16 protein-coding genes are annotated in these 20182 nt (G+C 62.1%); 8 read left to right on the plus strand and 8 right to left on the minus strand.

Annotated elements, in window-relative coordinates; genetic code table 11:
- Positions 1-194 precede the first annotated feature (194 nt).
- The 3 genes from AC1DDS_RS13215 to AC1DDS_RS13225 are packed head-to-tail and all read left to right on the plus strand — an operon-like array spanning position 195 to position 3810.
- Positions 195-2510, plus strand: a complete 2316-nt coding sequence (locus tag AC1DDS_RS13215) for a xanthine dehydrogenase family protein molybdopterin-binding subunit (RefSeq protein WP_477479312.1) — start codon at positions 195-197, stop codon at positions 2508-2510.
- Positions 2507-3343 (plus strand): FAD binding domain-containing protein, encoded by an 837-nt coding sequence (locus AC1DDS_RS13220; RefSeq protein WP_477479313.1) that lies wholly within the window; start codon positions 2507-2509, stop codon positions 3341-3343. The genes AC1DDS_RS13215 and AC1DDS_RS13220 overlap by 4 nt, the downstream gene beginning before the upstream one ends.
- Positions 3331-3810 (plus strand): (2Fe-2S)-binding protein, encoded by a 480-nt coding sequence (locus tag AC1DDS_RS13225; RefSeq protein ID WP_477479314.1) that lies wholly within the window; start codon positions 3331-3333, stop codon positions 3808-3810. The genes AC1DDS_RS13220 and AC1DDS_RS13225 overlap by 13 nt, the downstream gene beginning before the upstream one ends.
- 202 nt (positions 3811-4012) lie before the next feature.
- Here AC1DDS_RS13225 and AC1DDS_RS13230 read toward each other — a convergent pair whose 3' ends face one another.
- The 5 genes from AC1DDS_RS13230 to AC1DDS_RS13250 form a co-directional block, all read right to left on the minus strand.
- A complete protein-coding gene (locus tag AC1DDS_RS13230) occupies positions 4013-5764 on the minus strand; it encodes an MFS transporter (RefSeq protein ID WP_477479315.1) in 1752 nt (583 codons plus the stop codon).
- 36 nt (positions 5765-5800) lie between these two features.
- Positions 5801-6919, minus strand: a complete 1119-nt coding sequence (locus tag AC1DDS_RS13235; protein WP_477479316.1) for a baeRF11 domain-containing protein — start codon at positions 6917-6919, stop codon at positions 5801-5803.
- Between the two features lie 74 nt (positions 6920-6993).
- Positions 6994-7968 carry an SLC13 family permease gene (locus AC1DDS_RS13240; protein ID WP_477479317.1) on the minus strand — a complete coding sequence of 325 codons (975 nt, stop codon included), beginning with the start codon at positions 7966-7968 and terminating at the stop codon, positions 6994-6996.
- Between the two features lie 104 nt (positions 7969-8072).
- Positions 8073-8768 carry an SLC13 family permease gene (locus AC1DDS_RS13245; protein ID WP_477479318.1) on the minus strand — a complete coding sequence of 232 codons (696 nt, stop codon included), beginning with the start codon at positions 8766-8768 and terminating at the stop codon, positions 8073-8075.
- A gap of 113 nt (positions 8769-8881) precedes the next feature.
- Positions 8882-11332, minus strand: a complete 2451-nt coding sequence (locus AC1DDS_RS13250; RefSeq protein WP_477479319.1) for a Lon protease family protein — start codon at positions 11330-11332, stop codon at positions 8882-8884.
- 610 nt (positions 11333-11942) lie between these two features.
- On the opposite strand from AC1DDS_RS13250, the gene AC1DDS_RS13255 reads away from it, so the two are divergent.
- Both AC1DDS_RS13255 and AC1DDS_RS13260 read left to right on the plus strand, forming a co-directional pair.
- Positions 11943-13409, plus strand: a complete 1467-nt coding sequence (locus AC1DDS_RS13255; protein ID WP_477479320.1) for a DUF1254 domain-containing protein — start codon at positions 11943-11945, stop codon at positions 13407-13409.
- A gap of 18 nt (positions 13410-13427) precedes the next feature.
- On the plus strand, positions 13428-14453 hold the full coding sequence (locus AC1DDS_RS13260; RefSeq protein ID WP_477479321.1) for a DUF1254 domain-containing protein: 1026 nt from the start codon (positions 13428-13430) through the stop codon (positions 14451-14453).
- Positions 14454-14583: 130 nt separating this feature from the next.
- Here AC1DDS_RS13260 and AC1DDS_RS13265 read toward each other — a convergent pair whose 3' ends face one another.
- Both AC1DDS_RS13265 and betI read right to left on the minus strand, forming a co-directional pair.
- Positions 14584-16017, minus strand: a complete 1434-nt coding sequence (locus tag AC1DDS_RS13265; RefSeq protein WP_477479322.1) for an amidase — start codon at positions 16015-16017, stop codon at positions 14584-14586.
- Between the two features lie 39 nt (positions 16018-16056).
- Positions 16057-16689, minus strand: coding sequence for a transcriptional regulator BetI (gene betI, locus AC1DDS_RS13270; protein ID WP_477479323.1), 633 nt, complete (start codon positions 16687-16689; stop codon positions 16057-16059).
- A 116-nt stretch (positions 16690-16805) separates the two neighbouring features.
- On the opposite strand from betI, the gene choX reads away from it, so the two are divergent.
- The 3 genes from choX to AC1DDS_RS13285 all read left to right on the plus strand — a co-directional run bounded on the left by choX (position 16806) and on the right by AC1DDS_RS13285 (position 19316).
- Entirely contained in the window at positions 16806-17738 is a 933-nt protein-coding gene (gene choX, locus AC1DDS_RS13275; RefSeq protein ID WP_477479324.1) for a choline ABC transporter substrate-binding protein, read from the plus strand.
- 19 nt (positions 17739-17757) lie between these two features.
- Positions 17758-18765: an alcohol dehydrogenase catalytic domain-containing protein gene (locus AC1DDS_RS13280; protein ID WP_477479349.1), complete on the plus strand. Its 1008-nt coding sequence runs from the start codon at positions 17758-17760 to the stop codon at positions 18763-18765.
- Positions 18766-19079: 314 nt separating this feature from the next.
- On the plus strand, positions 19080-19316 hold the full coding sequence (locus AC1DDS_RS13285) for a hypothetical protein (RefSeq protein ID WP_477479350.1): 237 nt from the start codon (positions 19080-19082) through the stop codon (positions 19314-19316).
- Between the two features lie 125 nt (positions 19317-19441).
- Here the strand turns inward: AC1DDS_RS13285 and AC1DDS_RS13290 are convergent, their stop codons facing one another.
- On the minus strand, positions 19442-20173 hold the full coding sequence (locus tag AC1DDS_RS13290; protein WP_477479325.1) for an MBL fold metallo-hydrolase: 732 nt from the start codon (positions 20171-20173) through the stop codon (positions 19442-19444).
- Positions 20174-20182: the final 9 nt, after the last annotated feature.

The raw sequence follows: 20182 nt of genomic DNA on the forward strand, positions 1-20182 counted from the left end.
CGAAGATCCTAACGCCGATCGGAACATATCATCGAAAACGATTAATACGAGCGTTTTTATGATTTGCATCGCCAACCCTGAACGCTAGTCTGCACGCTCACAAAGCATCGCAAGGTGGTCGGGTTTAGAGAGTGCGGGGTAGTATGGCGGACGCTGGCGAGCCTGAAAGCAAGGGGACATGGGTCGGAAGATCCATGCTCCGCAAGGAAGACCGGCGGCATCTTGCCGGTGCGAGCACCTTCGTGGCCGACCTCCGCCTGCCGCGCATGCGCGATATTGCCTTTGTCCGCAGCCCCGCCGCGCACGGCCGCATCGTTTCGATCGAAAAGCCGACGGGACGCGAGAATTCCGTATTCACCCTCGAGGACCTGCAACCGCTCAACCCGATTTCAGGCGGCCCGGAAATCGCGACGTTTCGGAACGCCACCTATCCTCCGCTTGCGGATGGAAAAGTGCTGTTCGTCGGCCAGACGATTGCCATGTGCATCGGAACGAACCGTGCCAGCGCCGAGGACCTTGCCGCGGACGTCGTTGTCGAGATCGACGAGTTGGCGGCCGTCGTCGACGCGGTCGACGCCCTGACTGATGAAGCCCCGTTGCTGCATGAAGACTGGCCCGACAATTCCTTCATCGACGCGACAATCACGGAGGGCGACATCGCCGCCGTCCGTGATGCGCCCGTAAAGATCCGCCGCCAGCTGAAGATGAACCGCCAGGCGACGAACCCGCTGGAAACTCGGGGCGTCGTCGCTTATCAAGACCATCGGCTCGGTGAGCTCGTCGTCTATTCCTCGACGCAAGGCCCGCATGTGATGCGGCACGGGCTCGCATTGGCGCTTGGCCTGCCGGAACACAAGATCAGGGTGGTGGCACCCGATGTCGGCGGCGGCTTCGGCGGCAAGAACCGCCTGATGCCGGAAGAGATCGCCGTCGCCGCACTGGCAATGAAGGTGGATCATCCTGTCCGCTGGATCGAGGATCGCAACGAGCATCTGGTCGCGTCCATCCAGGCGCGCGAGCATCATTATGACCTGACGCTCTACTCCACGGCGGAAGGCCGGGTGCTCGGTATCGAGGGCAGCGTACACGTGGATGCCGGCGCTTTTGCGCTATGGCCATCCGGCCCGTTCATGGAAACCGGCATGGCGGCCCGCAACCTGCCGGGCTCCTACACCGTCGAGCATCTTCACATCAGGACTCATACCGTCGCAACCAACAAGGCGCCCATCGGACCCTATCGCGGGGTTGCACGGCCGGGCGCCTGTTTTGCGATCGAGCGCATGATCGATGAACTCGCAGACGAACTTGGATGCTGTCCCGTCGAAATCCGCCGGGGGAACCTCGTCCAGCCGACGATGATGCCTTATCGGACGGCTGGCGGCCTGAGGCTGGACAACGGCGACTATCCAAAAGCGCTCGCACATGCGCTTGAAATGATCGATCTTCCCAAGCTTCGCGAACGGCAGCGCAAGGGCGAGCCCGATGGACGCAAGCTGGGCGTCGGCTTTGCCGTCTATACGGAGCAGAGCGGCCACGGAACGCTGGAATGGGTCAAGCGAAAGTCGCGCGTGGTGCCCGGCTTCGAATCCGCAACGATACGGATGCTGCCTGACGGAACGATAAATCTGCTGGTCGGGATCCAGAGCCACGGACAGGGGCTAGAAACCTCGCTATCCCAGATCGCCGCACAGGAACTTGGCGTTGACCCATCCGCCATCCTGGTCCGCCATGGCGACACGGGCCTGTCACCGCAAGGGTTCGGCACCTTCGCCTCGCGCAGCATCGTGTTTTCCGGCGGGGCGGTGGCGAAGGCGAGCCGCGCACTCGCAACCAAGATCAAGGCAATCGGCGCCCAGCTTCTTCAAGTGCCCGCTGGGGACGTGAGGCTGCGCGACGGGGCCGTCCGAAGCAGTTCGGGTCAGATCCCGATCGCCGACATCGCGCGTGCAGCCAATATCCGGCCGGAGCTCCTGCCTGCCGGCACAGCGCCCGGCCTTGAGGCCACGGAAACCTATGAACCGCCCGAATCCGGCGGCGTCTTCTCCTACGGCGTGCACGCGGTGACCCTGTTGTCCCACCCGGTCACCGGCGTAACCGAGATCATCGACTACGTGATCGTGGAAGACTGTGGGACCCTCATCAATCCCATGATTGTGGACGGGCAGATCATCGGCGGCGTAGCGCAGGGCATCGGGACGGCCCTGTATGAGGAACTGCCCTACGACGAGAACGGGCAGCCGACCGCCACCACGTACGGGGATTACATGATCCCGTGCGCCCCGGAGATACCGAACTTTCGCATCCACCACATGGTTACGCCGGCCGAAAGCACGGAGTTCGGCGTCAAGGGCATGGGCGAAGGCGGCGCAATCGCGCCGCCGGCAGCCATCGCCAACGCGTTGAACGACGCCCATCGGGACTGCAAGGCCAAGTTCCTCGTGACCCCCATGACGCCGCGACGCGTCTCGGACACCGTCGCCGATGCTCTTGCTCGCGAGAATGCCGAATGAAACCTGCCCCGTTCGATTATGCCAGGCCCGAAAGCCTGGAAGAGACGCTCAAGGTGCTTTCCGCAAGCGACGAGGCGACCGTCATAGCCGGCGGGCAATCCCTGTTGCCGATGCTGAACCTCAGAATTGCATCGGCCGAAACGCTCGTCGACATCAGCCGTCTTCGCGAACTGAAAACGCTGAGCGAAACCGAAACCACCCTTTCGTTCGGAGCCCTCGTCACCCATGCGGCGATCGAGGACGGGCTGGGACTCGACGCGTTCAACGGCCTGTTGCAGAAGATCGCCTCGAAGATTGCCTACCGGGCCGTGCGAAACATGGGGACGATCGGCGGAAGCCTCTCCCTCTGCGACCCATCCGCAGACTGGCCCGTATGCCTGCTGGCCCTCGGTGCCAATGTCGCCATTGCCTCGCGCGAGGGCGAGCGATGTCTCCCCATGGAAGACTACCTCGTCGACGCCTATACGACCGCGCTGGAACAGGGCGAACTGCTCGTACGAATTGATATCCCGAAACAAGGCAACTGCGCCTGGGGTGTCAGCAAGGTAAACCGCAAAAGCGGAGCCTTCGCGGATTCTCTGGCGATTGCAGTTCTCGGAACCGACAGTCAGCCGGCGCGCGTCGCGCTGGGCGGTACTGCGAGCTGCGCCCAACTGCTCACCGCGACATCCGCATTGCTAGGTCAGCACCCAGACATCGGCGCAGACGCGCTGTCGAGCGCTATAGCCACCGACGTCGCCGCAGCCCATGAAGAGGCCACGCCCTATCAGCTGCGCTGCCACATCCACACCGTCACATGCGCCATTGCGGAGGCCAGATCATGGTCGAGGTGAAACTGACCGTCAACGACAGGGAGGAAGCCGTCTTCGTCGATGCACGGGACAGCCTCTCCGATCTGCTGCGCGAGAAGCTGCAACTGACCGGCACGCATGTCGGCTGCGATCACGGCGCTTGCGGCGCCTGCACCGTCCACCTCGATGGGACGCCGGTTCGGTCCTGCATCGTGCTGGCAGCAAGGTGCGACGGCAGCAAGATCCGCACGATCGAAGGTACCCGCAACGACGCGATGATGGACATCGTGCGCCGACATTTCCATGAAAAGCACGCACTGCAATGCGGCTTCTGCACGCCTGGAATGCTGATGATGTCGGTCGACATCATCAGCCGCTACGGTGTCCCCAGCGAGAACCAGGTGCGCTCCGAGCTGAGCGGCCAAATCTGCCGGTGCACCGGCTATATGGGCATCGTCGCGGCGATCCAGGCCGCCGCGCGGGAGATCAATGGAAACGGCGACAACTGAATCTATGCCGCTTTTCCTAGAAACGCGGAACCGCTCCTTGCAATACAGTGTTTTGACAGACTTTCTGAACGCCGGGCAGGAACCGGTCACGCTTCGGGGACGCTGCCAGAGCTTCGAAACCCAAGAATGACACGACTCGGCCCGTTTTGCCCATTCCGGTCAGCGAGGCGATCGTCTGGTCCCTGCTCGGCAGACTAAACAGCTAGGGTGCGTTCTCGTCCGTCCCAGCGTCCACGGATTCAGTGCCGTGGCGCCGTCTGTTGTTCCCAAAATCGACAAGTGATTGCGAATCTTGCGGCTCCAGGCTCACCTCGCTCATGATGTCCTCTGCCGACAACTCGGCCGGCACGTATTTCGGCAATCTCGCGGCTGGGAAGATCGACAACAATGAAATACCCGCCACGACCAGGAACGCCCCCCGCAACGCACGGAGCCGGGCGTCCGCGTTGATCGCCACCGCCGTCTCCACCTGGTCCGGCGTCCCGGAGGTCGCGCCGAGCACGCTCCTCAGTTCGTCATTGGTCACGAAGTCGACATTGTCGAAAAGCATGTGATTACTGAGTTCGGGCGGCAGTTCGGACTGGCTGAAGGCCGAGCCGAGAAACAAGCTTAGCAGCGCCACCGCCACAACGCTGGCGAAGGCCGCACCCAGCGCGTTCGAGACGTTGTTCGCCACGCCGCGCAACGCAGCCACGTCGCCGGCGAGGCGCTTGGGAGAGGACGATACGAGCACGTTGAAAAGCAGGGTCAGCAGCGTGCCCTCGCCGATTCCGACGAGGATCAGGCCGAGAATGACCGTTACGGTGCTCCAGTCGTTGCCGACGGTGAAGGCGACCACCACCAGACCGACCGCGATCAGGACAAACGAGGCGATGCCGAGGCTGCGTGGGGGGAAGCGGTCATAGAGCCGCACCGAGAGAACACCCGCTGCCGCGATCGCCCCGGTATATGGCAGGATGGCGACCGCAGAGAACAGGGGCGTGAGGCCCTGTATAATCTGCACATAGAGCGGGATGAGAAATCCCACCGCGAGGCCGAGGCTCCCTGCGGCAAGAAACGCGATGACCGCTGCCTTTTCTTCCCTGCTGTCCAAAACCTCCATCGCGAGCAGGGGTTCCTTGTGGGCTGCGACGCGCCTATTGGACCAGGCGAAGAACGCCTGACCAAGCACTACTCCGAAAAGAATGAGTATCGGCGCCGGCGACAAACCCAACAGCGAAAACGGCGCCGCGCTCTCCGCCGTCAGAATCCCCCAAGCCTGAAGGCTGTTGAAGCCAAGCAGGATAAGCGCGACAGCGGCCGCCGAGAGGACGAGCCCGAACATGTCGATCCTCGTGCCGGGCTGGCGCGGGATCGGGGCCAGGCGGAAGCTCAGGATCTGGACGATGACCGCCAGCAAGACGATCAGCCAATACGAGTAGCGCCAACTCAGCACCGTAGCCAGCAATCCGGCGATGACGAAGGTAACCGCGCTGGCGACCGCGGGGATGCCAGCCAGCACGCCGAGCGCCGTTTCCTGCTGCCGGCCGTGATAGTTGGCGGCGATCAACACCACCAGGGTCGGCACGGCAGCGGCTGCGGCGACTCCCGCGATCGACTGGGCGGAATTCATGATACTTGCATTGGTGCTGGTCGCCATCAACGCCATCGCCACGCCATGAGCGACGAGGCTGACCTGCAGTACGCGGCGTTCACCCACGAGCTTGCCGATCTTTGCGCCCGGCATGACGAACGCAGCAACGAACATCGAGTAGAGGAGAAGTGCAGTTGCCGCGGCGGTCGCCGGCGCGCCAAGATCCTTGGAGAGCGGCCCGAGCGAAACCGGCAGGGCGCTGATGTTGATGGCCATCTGAAGTTGAGCGAGGACGATGACGATCAATGGCAGCCAGGGCGCCCGGCCAGCGTGCTGGTGTGTTTCGACGGAGTCGGCAGTCGGATCCGGTGGTGTTGTCATGTGATCCACTCTGAAGGTTCAATGCCCGCCTAACGGCTAGATCGGAAAGCGCAGGATGGCGGCCAGCTCCATCTGACCCGGCAGTTCCGATCGACGCACACCGAGCACGCGCGCTCCACTGGTGAAGGCGCGGCTAGCGATCTCATCGACGACGCCATAAGTCGTGGCGTCTCCATCGGTGAAAGAAATGGCGCCGGTCTCCGCATCGACCGTCCCCGGGATGACGCCGTCTATGTCAACCAGCAGCGTTTCGACCGCGCCAAACGTGGCCGCGCGCGCGGCATCGGAGATATCGGTCGTCGCGCGGCCGCTACTCGCGCGCTGGTCGTACAGCGTCTTCAGTTCGTCGATCTCTCTCGCGTAGGCGGCATCGAGAATGGCACGCGCGGCCTGTGCGAGTTCGGCATCCGGTACACGGTCAGGACTGGTCTTGATATCGTCCGGCAATAGGTTTGGATAGCTGTTCACGGCGCGAAACACGGATGCGAGCCGCCCGGTCGCCGCCAGGATCAACGGCGTTTCGTGCCCACTCAGGACTGGCCGCAACGCAGCGTCGATCTTGCGTGCATATTGCAGGAAACGGACGTTCTGGCTCTCCAGTCCGCCCGTGCGCCCGTCCGAAGTGCGGTCGTTGAGCGTGGATTTGCCGGCCGCGCTCGCTGCATCCTTCGGCATGTTGTCGACCTTCAGCGTGGTGGCCGGCATGTCAGCATGCATTTCCACCAGCCGCACCGCGTTTTCGGAGAGCGCGAGAATGAAGGCGGAGTGCGGAAAGGTGATGGCCCGGATGAGCGGCTTCAGATGGAATCTGTCTGCAACTTCGACCATCGGGGCCAGATGGTTGGCAAGCCGAAATGTCCTCAGACTGTCCGGGGTGGCGAGGACTGCGAGGCTGTTGGCCTGAAAGCGCCAGAACTCTTCATCATCAGCCAGGGCATCGAACTCTTCCGTCAGCGACAGGAGCCGCTTCTTGTCGAGCTCCGCCGTCTCGAGTCGCTCACGCGCCTCCCGGGCGAAGTTGCCCAACTGGATCCGCGAAGCATCACTCTCCTGCGTGAGTGGCGTGGTCCTCAAATAGATCGACACACAGGCGTCGCTTCTGATGTCGTAGAGCGCCTTGAATTCGGATCGCGTGGGGATATCAACGTACAACATTGAACAATCCTTTCTGTGTTCCGGGGCCGCAAGCGCGGCGACGAGTTTCGCTTTCGCGCCGCAGCGGGCCGCCCTCACAGCGGCAGCAGCCACGGCACCAGCAGCACGCTGACGATCAGCACAATCAGCGAGAACGGTACGCCGATCCGGACGAAGTCGCTAAAGGTGTAGTGTCCAGGCGCGACCACGAGCGCGTTCACCGGCGAGGACACCGGAGTCATGAACGCGGTCGAGGCCGCAAGGGCCACGATCATCGCAAACGGATAGGGCGAGGCGCCCAATTCCTGTGCGACCGCGAGAGCCACCGGCGCCATCAGCACAGCCGTTGCGGTGTTGGAGATGAACATTCCGAGCAGGGCCGTGATGGCAAAAAGTGTCCCCAGCACGACACGCGGGCCCGCGTCGGCCGTCAGCGCCCGCAAGCTGTCCGCGGCCAGCTCCACCCCGCCGGTGCGCTCGAGCGCAATCGAAAACGGCAACATGCCGACGATCAGCACGATCGTCTTCCAATCGATCGCACGATAGGCGCTGTTGAAGTCGATGCAGCGCAGTACCCCCATCAGCAGGCAAGCGATGAGGGCTGCCTGGACATTGGGCATGACGCCGCTGACCATCAACCCGACGACAAGCGCGAGACAGGCCAGAGCATAGACGGCTTTTTCGCGCGCTGGCAGCGCCTCGTCACGCTCGACGACCATGTTGAGAACAACCAACGGGCTGCCGTCCGATCGGAGCTTGTCGAGCTCCCGCCAAGGCCCGATCAACAACAACGTGTCGCCGATCGCCAGCGGCTGATGCAGAAACTCGCGGCCGTAAGCGACGGTACCCCGGCGCAGGCCGATCACGGTCAAATTGAACCGCGTGGAGAAATCCGCATTGGCAATCGTGTGGCCGGCGAGATCGGATGTCGCCGGCACGACGACCTGGGCCAGGCCGATTTCCTGCGACCGGTCGGCGAAATCGGCGCCGCGCAGCGATATTTCTTCAAGCGCGAAGCGCTTACAAATGGATCGAATGTCCGAATTTGACTCGGCATAATCGATGAGCATGACGTCATCCGCTTGCAGTTCCGTCCTTGCCAACGGCTGCATGACCTCGCGGGCGAACCGGTGGCCGCGCTCGATCGCGACGATAGTGGCACCGGGCCATGCTTTCAGGTCGACCCCTTCCAGGGCCTTCCGGCCAGCGGCGACTGCGCCGTTATCCGCAGCCGGTGTTCACGATCGGCCAGCTTGTATTCGTCGATCCAGGCCGCAAGGTTCGGCCGGCCGGAACTTGTTGCCGGCGTGGCGGCATCCTGAAGCCAGCGCCGGGCGACGCTCATATAGAGGATGCCGAGCAGCAGAATCGGCAGCCCGAACGGCGTGAAGCTGAAGAACCCGAAGCCTTCTACACCATGGCGCTCGAGCTCGCCGTTAACGATCAAATTGGGCGCGGTCGCAACCAGGGTCATCATTCCGCTGATCAACGCGGCCACGCTGAGCGGCATCATCAGCCTGCCCGGACCGATGCCGGTTGTCTGGGAGATGCGCAACGCGACCGGTATGAAGATCGCCGTGACCGCAGTCGAGCTCATCGTCGCCCCCAGCGCGCCCACGACCATCATCAGCAGGACAAGCAGGCGCACTTCGCTCTTGCCCGCCCTGGCGATCAACCAGTCGCCCACCCGCTGGGCGACCCCGGTGCGAACCAGCCCATCGCCGAGCACGAACAGCGCAGCGATCAGAACGATGTTCGGATCGCTGAACCCGGCCAGGGCCTCCCCGATCGTAAGAACTCCGGTAAACGGCAGCGCCACCAGCATGATCAGGGCGACCGCATCGAGGCGCGGCCTGTTGATCGCGAACATCACGATTGCAGCACCGAGAAGCGTGAGAACGATCAAAAGATCCGTAATGACCGCCTCCTACGCCGAGCATCTGCATCGAGCCGCGCTCCGCCGTCGTGACCTGTGCCGACGCATCAGGTGAGTTGCTGGTGTCCGTCATTTCCGAAATTCGGCCCACCGGGCCAGGCGTTGCCAAACGCGCGCATGTGTTCGGCATACTGCCGCAGCCGATCGTGGACGAGCCGGTGCACCGTCCCTTCTGGAAACGTCCCGTCCGCTGATGGTTCGCCGGCCATCTGCTCCATCAGCAATTCGATTCCCTCGTCGACGTGGCTGACCGCCCAGACGTGGAAACGGCCCGCCCGCACCGCCTCCACGACCTCCTCCTTCAGCATCAGGTTCTTGAGGTTGGCCGTCGGCACCATCACCCCTTGCCCGCCGGTCAGTCCCCGATCGCGGCAGACATCGTAGAAACCTTCGATCTTGCGCGTCACCCCGCCGACCGCCTGCACCTGGCCGTGCTGGTTCACCGCGCCGGTCACGGCAATTCCCTGGTTCAGCGGAAGACCGGAGAGGGCCGACAGCAAGGCGTAGAGTTCGGTCGTTGAGGCCGAGTCGCCGTCGATCCCTCCATAGGACTGCTCGAAGGTGATCGTCGCCCCCAGCGAGAGCGGCCAATCCTGGGCGTACTGCGCTTGCAGATAGCCGGTCAGGATCAAGAACCCCTTCGCATGGATCGGGCCGGAGAGCTCGATCTCCCGCTCGATGCTCTGAACCGTCCCCCGTCCGACCGAAACCCGTGCGGTCACCCGTGACGGCTGCCCGAAGCTGTAGTCCCCGACGTCGAACACTGACACGCCGTTCACCTGCCCCACCCGAGCGCCGTCTGTGTCGATCATGACCGTGCCGTCGGCGATCGCCTCCCGCATCCGCTCCTCGGCCAGATTGCGCCGTCGCTCCTGCTGTGCGATCGCCGCGTCGACGTCCTGCGCCAGCACGAACTTGTGCCCCGCCTTGCCTGCCCGGTGGCTGGCCTCGACGGCCAGCCTGGCAACGTCGAGGAACCGCGTGGTCAGCTTTCGCTGGTGGTCGCGCAGCCGCGCTCCGTGCTCCACGATCCGGGCGACGGCAGAACGGTCGAAGTGGAGCAGTCGGCGGTCATGTACGATGAGGCTCAGGAAGGCGGAGTAGCTTGCGAGGTTCTCGTCGTTCCAATCCATGTCCGGTGCGAATTCCGCTTTCACCCCGAACAACTCCGGGAACTCGACGTCGACCTGATGAAGGGTCCGATAGAGTGCGGCCGGTCCTATCAGGATCACCTTCAGGTCGAGCGGAATAGGCTCCGGCCGCGGTCGGCTCGTCGGCACCGGCGCCCCCTGCTCGCCCGGGTTCTCGATCACCACTTCGCCGGACATCAGCGCGCGCTTCAATCCCTCCCAGGCAAATGGGTTGTGCATGATGTCGAGGGCGTGCAGGACGAGGAAGCCGCCGTTGGCGCGATGCAGGGCCCCCGCCCTGATCTGGCGGAAGTCGGTCACCAACGTCCCCATCACGGCCCGGTAGTCGAGCCGACCGTTCAGGTTGTAGTAGGTCGGATTCCGTTCGAGGATGACCGGCGCACCCGTGATCCCACTATTGTCGATCAACACGTTGACCTCGTACCGCGCCGGCGGCCCCTGATGTCTTCGCACCCCATTCGCGCCGTCGGCTTGCCCGGGGCCGGCCATCGGCAGGAAGTCGTGCAGATGCTCCGGCAGGTCTTTCTCTATCTGCTCGATGAAGGCTAGGACGTCCGGCTGGTCGCCGTACTCGTCACGCAGCTCCGCGATAAGTGGGCCTACGGCAACGAGCGCCACCTCTCGATCGATCGCCGTGACGCGTTCGTGGGCTTCCTTGTCGATCTGCCGCATCTGGCGCACGTAGGCGCCGAGCTCGGCCTGGATCTGAGCGCCCCGCTGCTCGAGCTCCGCCCTCGCCTCGGCCGGCAACTGCTCGAACGCCTCTTGTGGCATCGGCTCACCGTTCAGCAGAGGGATTTTGGCAATCCCGGTCGGCCCCATTTCCAGCGCGAACTCGCGTTCCTGCGCAAAGGCGCGCAGGTCTGCGGTCAGCTCGCCGCGGCGCGTCCTCACCTCGGCGAGGGACTGTTCCCGTCGTCGCGCGTAATCTTCGCCCTCGAAAGCGCGAGGAATCTCGTGCTGGGCCGCCTCCACAAACGACGTCATCGCCTTTGCCAGCTTGCGACCGTCGCCGGTCGGCATCGGGAAGGCGCGTGGGCGGTCCGGCTCGGCGAAGTTGTGGACGTAGACCCAGTCCGGCGGTGTCGGCCGCGCCGCTGCGAAGGCGCGCACGGCTGCCAGGACTGTGCTCTCGCGCCCGGTGCCGGGAGAACCGGAGGCGTAGAGGTGGAACCCACGCGCGCTTACCTCGAGTGCAAAAGCGATTGCTTCGGCCGCGCGCGGCTGCCCGATCGTCGTCTTGACGGGCGACACCTCAGCCGTTGTCTGAAATGGTAGCGCGGCCGGGTCGAGCCGCCGCCTCAGATCCTGCGGCTGCACCTCCAACCGCTCGCGCAAGGCCCGCATGGCGTTTCTCCGCTTAAGGCTAGCGACGCTTCTTTGCAGTCTGCTCTCCCCGGCCGCGGAGAAGATCTCGGAGAACGCTCGTACACGCGGCGGCAAGCAGTCCTGGCTGAAACCACGGCAACGCGCCGAGGAGAGAATCGCGCCACATCAAACTGCCACTAAGCGGAGCGCTCTGGTACGACAACCGCGAAACAGCGCCGAGCCGTTAGTGTCCGCTTCCGACGTGTAACCATGACACTCCAACCGCGCTGAGGCAATGCCGGCGTTGGGACGGAAGGAGACCTAGGTTGTCGAATAGTTCGCAGATTTGTTCTGAATGGAGGGTGGTTTGACACACCACATTGGATTCGAACTTTTTCGCCATTCAATTGCCGGGGCCTGGTGGCAGGTCATGACGCCACGACCTCCCACGTGGGCGTCAACGAAGTCTGTTTTTAGGATGCAGCGAAGCTAATCGTTACGGCCGACATGAGGGCGCATTGCGGACGCTGCGGCGATGCTCGAACGATCCGCCAGCCCCAAGCCGAACAGCTCTATGAAACCAGTTGCCGCGCTGGTCCGGGCATAGCCAAGACCGTTTTTTCGGGTACGCTGCCGTGGCACTCTGCGGATGGAGGTCGGCATGTCTATGAAGGGTCCTGAAAAGCATTCTGCAAGAGCATGGCTGACCCGCCGTGAGACGCTACAAGGGGCCGCGGCACTCGCCACACTTCCCGTGGGATTGGCGTTGACCCCGGCACGTGCTCAAGGATTGTCGGCCGAACAGGCGCGCGCGATTGCCAAGGAAGCTTACATCTACGGGTTTCCGCTTGTGGACAGCTACCGCATCCAGCATTCCTATTTCGTGGATACCAAGGGCCCCGAATACAAAGGCGGCTGGAACGAAATTCACAACACCGCACGTGTCTATACCCCAGAAGACAAGGCGATCCAGTCACCAAACTCCGATACGCCCTATTCGTTTGTGGGCGTCGACCTGCGGGCCGAGCCACTGGTGCTGACGGTGCCGGCGATCGAGGAGGGGCGCTACTACTCGATCCAGTTCATCGACATGTACACCTTCAATTTCGCATATGTCGGAAGCCGTGCGACCGGCAACGGGGCCGGCAGCTTCCTGCTTGCGGGACCTGGCTGGAAAGGCGAAAAACCTGCAAGCATCAAAGAGGTGATCCGGAGTGAGACCGAACTCGCCTTCTTGATCTATCGGACGCAACTTTTCGGTCCCGATGACATTGGAAATGTCGAGAAAATTCAGGCCGGCTACAAGGTTGAACCACTTTCAGCCTTCCTGGGCCAACCGGCGGCCGCCAAAGCCCCAGCAATCGAGTTCGCCGAGCCGCTTGGCAGGGACGAGCAGAAGACCTCACCGAAGTTCTTCGACCTATTGAATTTCGTTCTGCAATTCTGCCCGGTGAACCCCACCGAAACGGATGTCAGGGCGCGCTTCGCGTCGCTCGGAATTGGAGACGGCAAACCGTTCGCCGTCGATGCACTTCCCGCCGAAATCAAGACGGCGCTGGAACAGGGCATTGCGGACGCTTGGGCCACGTTCGAAGAGTTCAAGAAGACCAAAATCGACACCGGAGACGTCTCAAGCGGGGAAATGGCAGGCTCCCGCCAATACCTGAAGAACAACTACCTCTACCGCATGTCTGCCGCCGTCCTCGGCATCTATGGCAATTCGAAAGATGAGGCGATGTATCCGGTCTATTTCACCGACGCGGACATGAAGCCAATGACGGGGGCCAACCGCTACACGCTGCGTTTCGCGCCAGGCGCATTGCCTCCGGTCAACGCGTTCTGGTCGCTAACGCTCTACAAGTTGCCTGAGAGCCTGCTGTCGGCCAATGCGCTCAATCGCTACCTGATCAACTCGCCGATGCTGCCAAACCTCACAAAGGATGCGGACGGTGGCTTGACGCTCTACGTTCAAAACGACTCGCCCGGCGATGGCAGGGAAGCCAATTGGCTTCCTGCGCCTGAGGGTCCGTTCTTCATGGCGATGCGATTGTATTGGCCGAAACCGGAGGCGCTGGACGGAAAATGGAAGGCACCACCGCTTCAGCGCGTGAACTGATCTGGGAGGGAGGCGAGAATGAAGACCGGGCTGGTGATTTTAGGAATTGGCTTCGTCGGATTGTCGGTCTGTCACGGCAATGCTGCCGAACCAGTGACGGTCGATAACTTCCAACGCGCCGAATCCGATCTCTATTTTGGTAACTCCATCAAGGACGCCAACGGCCCAGGTAATTTCCATCATCGCCGTGAGCCGATGCAGATCGATCATCAGGTTGTTATCCGCGCCAACCGCGACACGCTCTATTCCTCCGCCGTCTTCGACCTCGACGCTGGCCCGGTGACGGTCGCGCTGCCCAATGCCGGCGATCGATTCATGTCGCTGATGGCTATCAACGAGGATCACTATGTCGTTGGCGACATCCAGTATGGCGCTGGGACCTATACCTTTGACAGGGAGAAGGCGGGTACGCGGTACATGATGCTCGGCATCCGCACCTTGGTGAATCCCGAAGACAAAAAGGACGTCGACGAGGTCCACAGGTTGCAGGACGAGATAAAGGTCGAGCAACCGGGAGGTCCCGGCGTGTTCCAGATTCCGGATTGGGATCAGGCGAGCCAGAAAAAGGTTCGCGATGCACTACTGGTCCTCGGCTCGACCATTCCGGACTTTAAGGGAGCCTTCGGCACGCGGGAGACAGTTGATCCGATCCGCCATCTTATCGGCACCGCGCTCGGCTGGGGAGGCAACCCGGAAAAGGACGCATTCTACCTAAACGTCACACCGCCAAAGAACGACGGCAAAACCGTCTATAAGCTCAACGTCGGCGACGTGCCGGTGGACGCGTTCTGGTCGATCAGCCTCTACAACGCCGAGGGATATTTCGAAAAGAACGAACTCAACGCGTACTCCTTAAACAGCATAACGGCCGCGAAGGGCACAGACGGTTCAGTCGCCGTTCAGTTCGGCGGCTGCGATGGGAAGACTGCCAACTGCCTGCCGATCGTAACTGGCTGGAACTACACGGTTCGCCTATATCGTCCGCGTCAACAGATACTGGACTCAAGTTGGATGTTCCCCGCTCCCCGGCCCAGCGACGAATGACGGATCTTGGCGCATTTGTCGTGGAGTCCGCTTTGGCGGCGCAATCCAGCCGTCCGTCGCTGGCGACATCTGCTTTCAGCGGACGGCCTGCAATTGAGGGGCGGCTTCGTCATAATCTGCCCACGCCGCTTTAGAAATCCGGCCTGTCCTCGGCTTCGAACCATCCGCCGACCGCGGCTTCATAGGCCGACGCCGCGCGGAATACGGTCAGGTCGTCGAAAGTGCGACCGACGATCTGGATGCCGGTAGGAACGCCGCTTGCCGAACGGCCGGAAGGAACGGACATCACCGGACAGTTATGCAACATGTTGAAATGGTGGGTCAGAATCCACCCATATTCGGCATCCACCTTCCGCCCGTCGACGGTGAAGTCCTGGTCCAGCATGTCCTGTTCGGCCGCTATCGCAGGAACCGTGGTGGTGGGACAAACCAGAATGTCGTGGTCCTCCATAATCCGGGCCAGCACCTGGTGCATGGCGTGCTGGGTTTCCCACGATCTGGCCACATCGTCGGGGCCCAGCTGGCTGGCAGCCTTCGCGGCGGCCAGCGCATAGTCGGTTAGCAAAGCCTCGTTTGCGCGCGAATGCCAGAGGGGCTGGCGCCCGAAGTGCATGGCGCTGTACCAGGCCAGCGCGGCCTTGTCGCATTCGGCTGTCCAGCCGATCTCGACTTCTTCGACGACACAGCCAAGCTCCCGGAAGACCTCCAGCGCGGCCAGCGTGTTCTGGCGAACTTCCCGGTCGACCGCCATGTAGCCGAAATCCATCGACCACGCGACGCGCAGGCCCGCAGCCCCAGGCAGAACCCTTGGTATCACCACCCTGTCGCGAAGCGAACTGTGGTCATGCGAATGTGGCCCAGAGACGATATTCTGCACAAGTGCCGCGTCTGCAACCGATCGCGCCAGCGGCCCGCAATGATTGTAGGGGTCGACATTGGCGGGGAACCCATCCGGGTTGCGGCCCTTCGGGGGCTTGTAGCCGACCACACCGCAACAGCTCGCCGGAATGCGGATCGACCCGCCGATATCGGTGCCCGTCGCGAGCGTCGTGGTGCCGGCCGCAAGCGACGCCGCCGAACCACCCGATGAGCCGCCGGGGCCGTAATGCCTGTTGAACGGGTTGCGCGTAGTGCCCCAAAGGCGAGACGTGCAGGTGCCGGAAAGGCAGAATTCCGGCGTCGTCGTGCGGGCATGGATGATCGCGCCGGCATTTTGCAGGCGCTCTATCATGGGATCGGACACGGCGTCGGCATTGTCGGCCAACACGCAAGAGCCATAGGTGGTGCGCTTGCCGGCGAGGCGTTGCGCATCCTTCACCGCCACCGCCACGCCTTCCAGGGGGCGCTGTTCCGTCTCGTCGCCGCGCATATAGCGTTGCTCGGCAAATCTGGCCTGGTCCAGCGCTTCTTCGAAATAGGTATCAGTGAAGGCGTTGATGGAAGACTCCACCGCTTCCGCGCGGCGGATCATGGCTTCCAGCAGCTCGACCGGCGAGAGTTTCCGCGCCTTGAAAAGTGCGACAGCCTCCGTCGCCGTAAGGTAGCAAAGATCCTGATCCGTCACGAAACGTCCTCCCCTCTCGAATTGTCGTGCGCGCCTCAATTACCGCTCCGCCGGCATCCGTCGGAGCGCGGCGACCGTCTCGACCCCCAGCATCTTTTGTGCATATTCGGTCAGAAGCCGAATCGCCTCGTCGAACAGGAGCTCCCTGGCCTGCCCACGCCTGAGCCAGAGCCCGTCGATCATGGCCGCGAAGCCGCGCGCGAAATGATCCAGCTCGGCCGCGCTCAGGGTGCCATCCAGCGCTGAAGCCAGATTCGATCTGAGCCGTCGATAGAAAAGCTGCTGCAGCCTGGCGTAGCGCTCGTTAGACGCCGTCGCGGCATAGAATGACACCCATGCATTGGCGATGTTCGGCTCGTAGTGCCGCTGCGGGAAATTGCCTTCGACAATTGCGGTCAGGCGTTCCCATCGGGTTGCGGCGTTTCGCAGGCGCTCTACCACCTCGTCCATCAGCACGCGGTTGGCGTAGCGGACCATCTCGAACAGCACCTCGTCCTTGCTCTTGAAATAATAGGTCAAAATGCCCTGGGACATGCCGGCCTCATGGCAGATCCGCGTCGTGGTGAGCCCGTTCAGGCCGCCCTCGATGAACACGCGATACGCCGCCTCGATCAGCTCGATACGACGGATGTCTTCAATCCTTGTGCGTTTGTGCTGCTCGCGAACTTCCATGTCCGTTGCATAGCCCAATTAATTTTTGAACGCTCTAACAATTTTTCATATTGACATCAAAAAAGCGCGGATAGCATCTTACCCAAAACTCAAAACAACAATCGGGAACACGCTGAATGAACAGAATCGCTGCCACCATATTTGTATCCACGCTCGCGCTTGCCGCGCCCGGCCACGCCGCCGACCCTGAAGGGTGCAGGAAGGTTCGGATGTCAGACCTGGGATGGACTGATATTGCCCTGACCAACAACACGGCGGCCATCACCCTGGAGGCGCTAGGCTACCAGCCCGATCAGTCGCTTCTGGGGCTGAACGTCACCTACGAGATGCTCAAGAACGGCAACATTGATGTCTTCATGGGCAACTGGCGGCCGATCCAGGACGAGCAGTTCAAGTCCTACTATGATGAAGGCTCGGTCGTTCCGCTGGCAACCAATCTGGATGGCGCGAAATACACGCTGGCGGTGCCGAAATATGTGGCCGATGCGGGCGTGAAGTCGTTCGCCGACCTGGCGGCCCATGCCGACAAGTTCGAGAGCAAGATCTACGCAATCGAGCCCGGTTCGAACCAGCCGCTGCTCGACATGGTTACCGTGGATCGCCACGGCCTAGGGGAGTGGGAGATTGTGGAGTCGAGCGAGGCGGCCATGCTGTCGGAGGTTAGTAGAAGCATCCCAAGCAAGAAATGGATCGTGTTTCTCGGCTGGGAACCACATCCCATGAACATGAACATAGAGATGGAATATCTTGCAGGCGGCGACATCGAATTCGGCCCGAACTACGGCGGCGCCACCGTGCGCACGATCAGCCGCAAGGGATATGCGGAGGCCTGCCCCAACGTGGCGCGCTTCTTTTCGAATCTGGTCTTCGATCTCAAATACGAGAATGTCGGCATGGACATGATCATGAATCAGGGCAAGGAAGTCGCCGACGTCGCGCGCGAAATGATGCGCGCGCACCCGGAGAAACTCGAAACGTGGCTGGAGGGCGTGACCACATTTGACGACCAACCAGCTCTCCCCGCACTACAGTCCGCTCTCGGGAACTGATCGCATGAAGCACGGAACGATGCGCGCGGCAGTGCTGTCCGCCCCCGGCAAACCGCTTGAAATAGCCCATGTCGCCATCCCGCAGCCTGGCCCCGGTCAAATACTGATCCGACTCGAGGCTTCGGGTGTCTGCCACACAGATGTGCACGTCTGGCGTGGAGATGTAATGCCAGCTGTCAAGCCCGATCCTTTTATACTCGGGCATGAAGGTGTCGGCATCGTCGCCGCGATCGGCCCTGAAGTCGAAGGCTGGTCCATGGGCGACCGCGCTGGGGCGGCGTGGATCCACGACACGTGCGGCCATTGTGCCGAATGTCATGATGGCGAGGAGAGCTTCTGCCAGTCACATCGCGCGCACGGCTTCAACGTGCCGGGCACTTTCGCCGAGTATGTCGTCGCAGATGCGCGCTTTGCCGCACGCCTGCCGGCCAGCGGCAAGGCGTCCGCGCTCGCGCCGCTTATGTGCGCCGGCCTGACCGCCTACGGTGCGCTTCGGCGGGCGGAACTGGTGAAGGGCGAAACCTGCGCCATCTTTGGCTGCGGCGGCCTCGGCCTCTATGCTGTGCAGCTTGCCGCACGTGCCGGCGCCAGGGTGATCGCAGTGGACGCGTCCGATGAAAAACTTGCTACCGCCGCGGCTTTCGGGGCACACAAAACGCTGAAAGCCTCCTCCAAGCTCGCAAACCGATGGGACGTCGCCGACCAGGCGCATGTCTGCATCAATTTTGCGCCGACACCAGCAACCTGGGACGCGATGATCGCGGCCATCCGCCCACGCGGCCGCATGGTAGCCGCCGCCATGGTTTCGCAGCCGGTCGGCCTCAACCAGGAATGGCTGACCGGAAGCGGCGTCAAAATCACCGGCACCAGCGTGGGCACCAGAGCGCAGATGGCCGAGTTGGTCGCATTGCATGAGCAGGACCCCTTCGCCGCTGATGTGACCGAAATAGCGCTTGAGGATGTAACCCGCGCCTTGGAGAGTCTCGACCGGGGAAGCGCCAAGGGGCGCTACTGCGTTGTTCTGTGACTTGTTCAACTTACTGGTCGGCCATCGCAGAGATTCTATAGGCTCGTCTAGTACGGCCGAAACCGAGTACCCATGAGCGTGCGCTTTCAGGACCCCGAACCGCTGCGGTGAATGTCCGAGAAACGGACGCAAAGCGGCCGTGGCGTCTCCATCGTAACGGGCGCTTCGCACTGGTCTTCTTCCGGTGCGGAGTCTCTTCGAGAGTGGGCGCAATGTACCAATCCATCGCTCCCCATTGACGAGCGCATTTTTCACCACAATAGGGTCAAGCTAAAAAATGTGCTAAGCGCCAACCAAGTATCAACAGGAGTGTAATAGTGAGCGACCCGACCGTAGCAGATGCAACAAACCGCATTTATGAATCGCTCCAGGCAGACAATGCCGACATCGACGTGCATATCGCGACCCTCAAGGCAGCGATGGCGCGAGCGGGTTTGAAAGAGGCTGTATTCGACCCGGCTAGGCTCGTGCAGAACAATCGTTCTGGCAGGAAGCTAATGCAGGCGTACTTTCGGCAGCGCGGCGTGACGGTGAAATTCTCGGCTTCGTGAAGCCTTCCAATGTAGTCAGCTTTCCCTGCAGGGCCTTGCGGCGTCCGGTCCTGAACTCCTGCCGTCGCGGTGAGGGCATTGACCGAGACGCGCGGGTCGCTGTTTTTCCGTCGTCGCCAGAGCCTTCAGGCGCCTTCTTTCCCGTCCAGCCAATCACGGATCAATTGACGATAGCGTTCTCCGTCGAAGCTCGGGAAATGACCACCGTGGACAATGCGGACGGGATAGTCGAGCAGCCGCTTCATCGAGGCTGTGTAGTCGCCGCCGTGCGAGTGGTACGTGTCTTCGATCAGCGGGCCGTCGTAGAGGATGTCGCCGGAGAAGAGGATGCCGCTGGCCTTCTCGAAAAGAGCGATCCCGCCAGGCGAGTGGCCGGGCGTGTGAATGACCTCGAAATGACGATCGCCGAGATCGATCACGTCGCCGTCATGGAGAATGCGCGTGGCTGGTGCCGCCTTCACCGCATAACATTTCGAGCAATAGGGCTCCGGCGGTAGCGCGTCGAAAATCTCGTCTGTGACATACGGGTCAGCGAGCGTGTTGGCCCGGGTCGGGTATGCGAGAAGGTCGGCCTCCGCTTCATGGACAGCCCGACATTCGAATTCGTGATGGCAACCGATGTGGTCGAAATGGGTGTGGCTCGCAACGGCCGTCAGTGGCCGCTCGGAGACAAGCGGCACCCATTCCCGAAGCGAAACGACCCCCATGCCGCTGTCGACCAGCATGTCGGCGTCGCGTCCGCGCACGTGCCAGATGTTGCAACGGTAGAATTCCTTGATATGCGGCTCGCAGATATAGGTGACGTCATCGTCGAGACGTCTGACCGAATACCAGTTCTCAGGGGCCATCCGCCGCATCGACTTCTC

The organism is Mycoplana sp. 10N416, from assembly GCF_056394765.1.

What these genes read in the sequence shown, in the direction of transcription:
- AC1DDS_RS13215 (WP_477479312.1), top strand. Translation starts at nt 195, where the DNA reads ATGCTCCGCAAGGAAGACCGGCGGCATCTTGCCGGTGCGAGCACCTTC.
- AC1DDS_RS13220 (WP_477479313.1), top strand. Translation starts at nt 2,507, where the DNA reads ATGAAACCTGCCCCGTTCGATTATGCCAGGCCCGAAAGCCTGGAAGAG.
- AC1DDS_RS13225 (WP_477479314.1), top strand. Translation starts at nt 3,331, where the DNA reads ATGGTCGAGGTGAAACTGACCGTCAACGACAGGGAGGAAGCCGTCTTC.
- AC1DDS_RS13230 (WP_477479315.1), bottom strand. Translation starts at nt 5,764, where the DNA reads ATGACAACACCACCGGATCCGACTGCCGACTCCGTCGAAACACACCAG.
- AC1DDS_RS13235 (WP_477479316.1), bottom strand. Translation starts at nt 6,919, where the DNA reads ATGTTGTACGTTGATATCCCCACGCGATCCGAATTCAAGGCGCTCTAC.
- AC1DDS_RS13240 (WP_477479317.1), bottom strand. Translation starts at nt 7,968, where the DNA reads ATGCTCATCGATTATGCCGAGTCAAATTCGGACATTCGATCCATTTGT.
- AC1DDS_RS13245 (WP_477479318.1), bottom strand. Translation starts at nt 8,768, where the DNA reads ATGTTCGCGATCAACAGGCCGCGCCTCGATGCGGTCGCCCTGATCATG.
- AC1DDS_RS13250 (WP_477479319.1), bottom strand. Translation starts at nt 11,332, where the DNA reads ATGCGGGCCTTGCGCGAGCGGTTGGAGGTGCAGCCGCAGGATCTGAGG.
- AC1DDS_RS13255 (WP_477479320.1), top strand. Translation starts at nt 11,943, where the DNA reads ATGGAGGTCGGCATGTCTATGAAGGGTCCTGAAAAGCATTCTGCAAGA.
- AC1DDS_RS13260 (WP_477479321.1), top strand. Translation starts at nt 13,428, where the DNA reads ATGAAGACCGGGCTGGTGATTTTAGGAATTGGCTTCGTCGGATTGTCG.
- betI (WP_477479323.1), bottom strand. Translation starts at nt 16,689, where the DNA reads ATGGAAGTTCGCGAGCAGCACAAACGCACAAGGATTGAAGACATCCGT.
- choX (WP_477479324.1), top strand. Translation starts at nt 16,806, where the DNA reads ATGAACAGAATCGCTGCCACCATATTTGTATCCACGCTCGCGCTTGCC.
- AC1DDS_RS13280 (WP_477479349.1), top strand. Translation starts at nt 17,758, where the DNA reads ATGCGCGCGGCAGTGCTGTCCGCCCCCGGCAAACCGCTTGAAATAGCC.
- AC1DDS_RS13290 (WP_477479325.1), bottom strand. Translation starts at nt 20,173, where the DNA reads ATGCGGCGGATGGCCCCTGAGAACTGGTATTCGGTCAGACGTCTCGAC.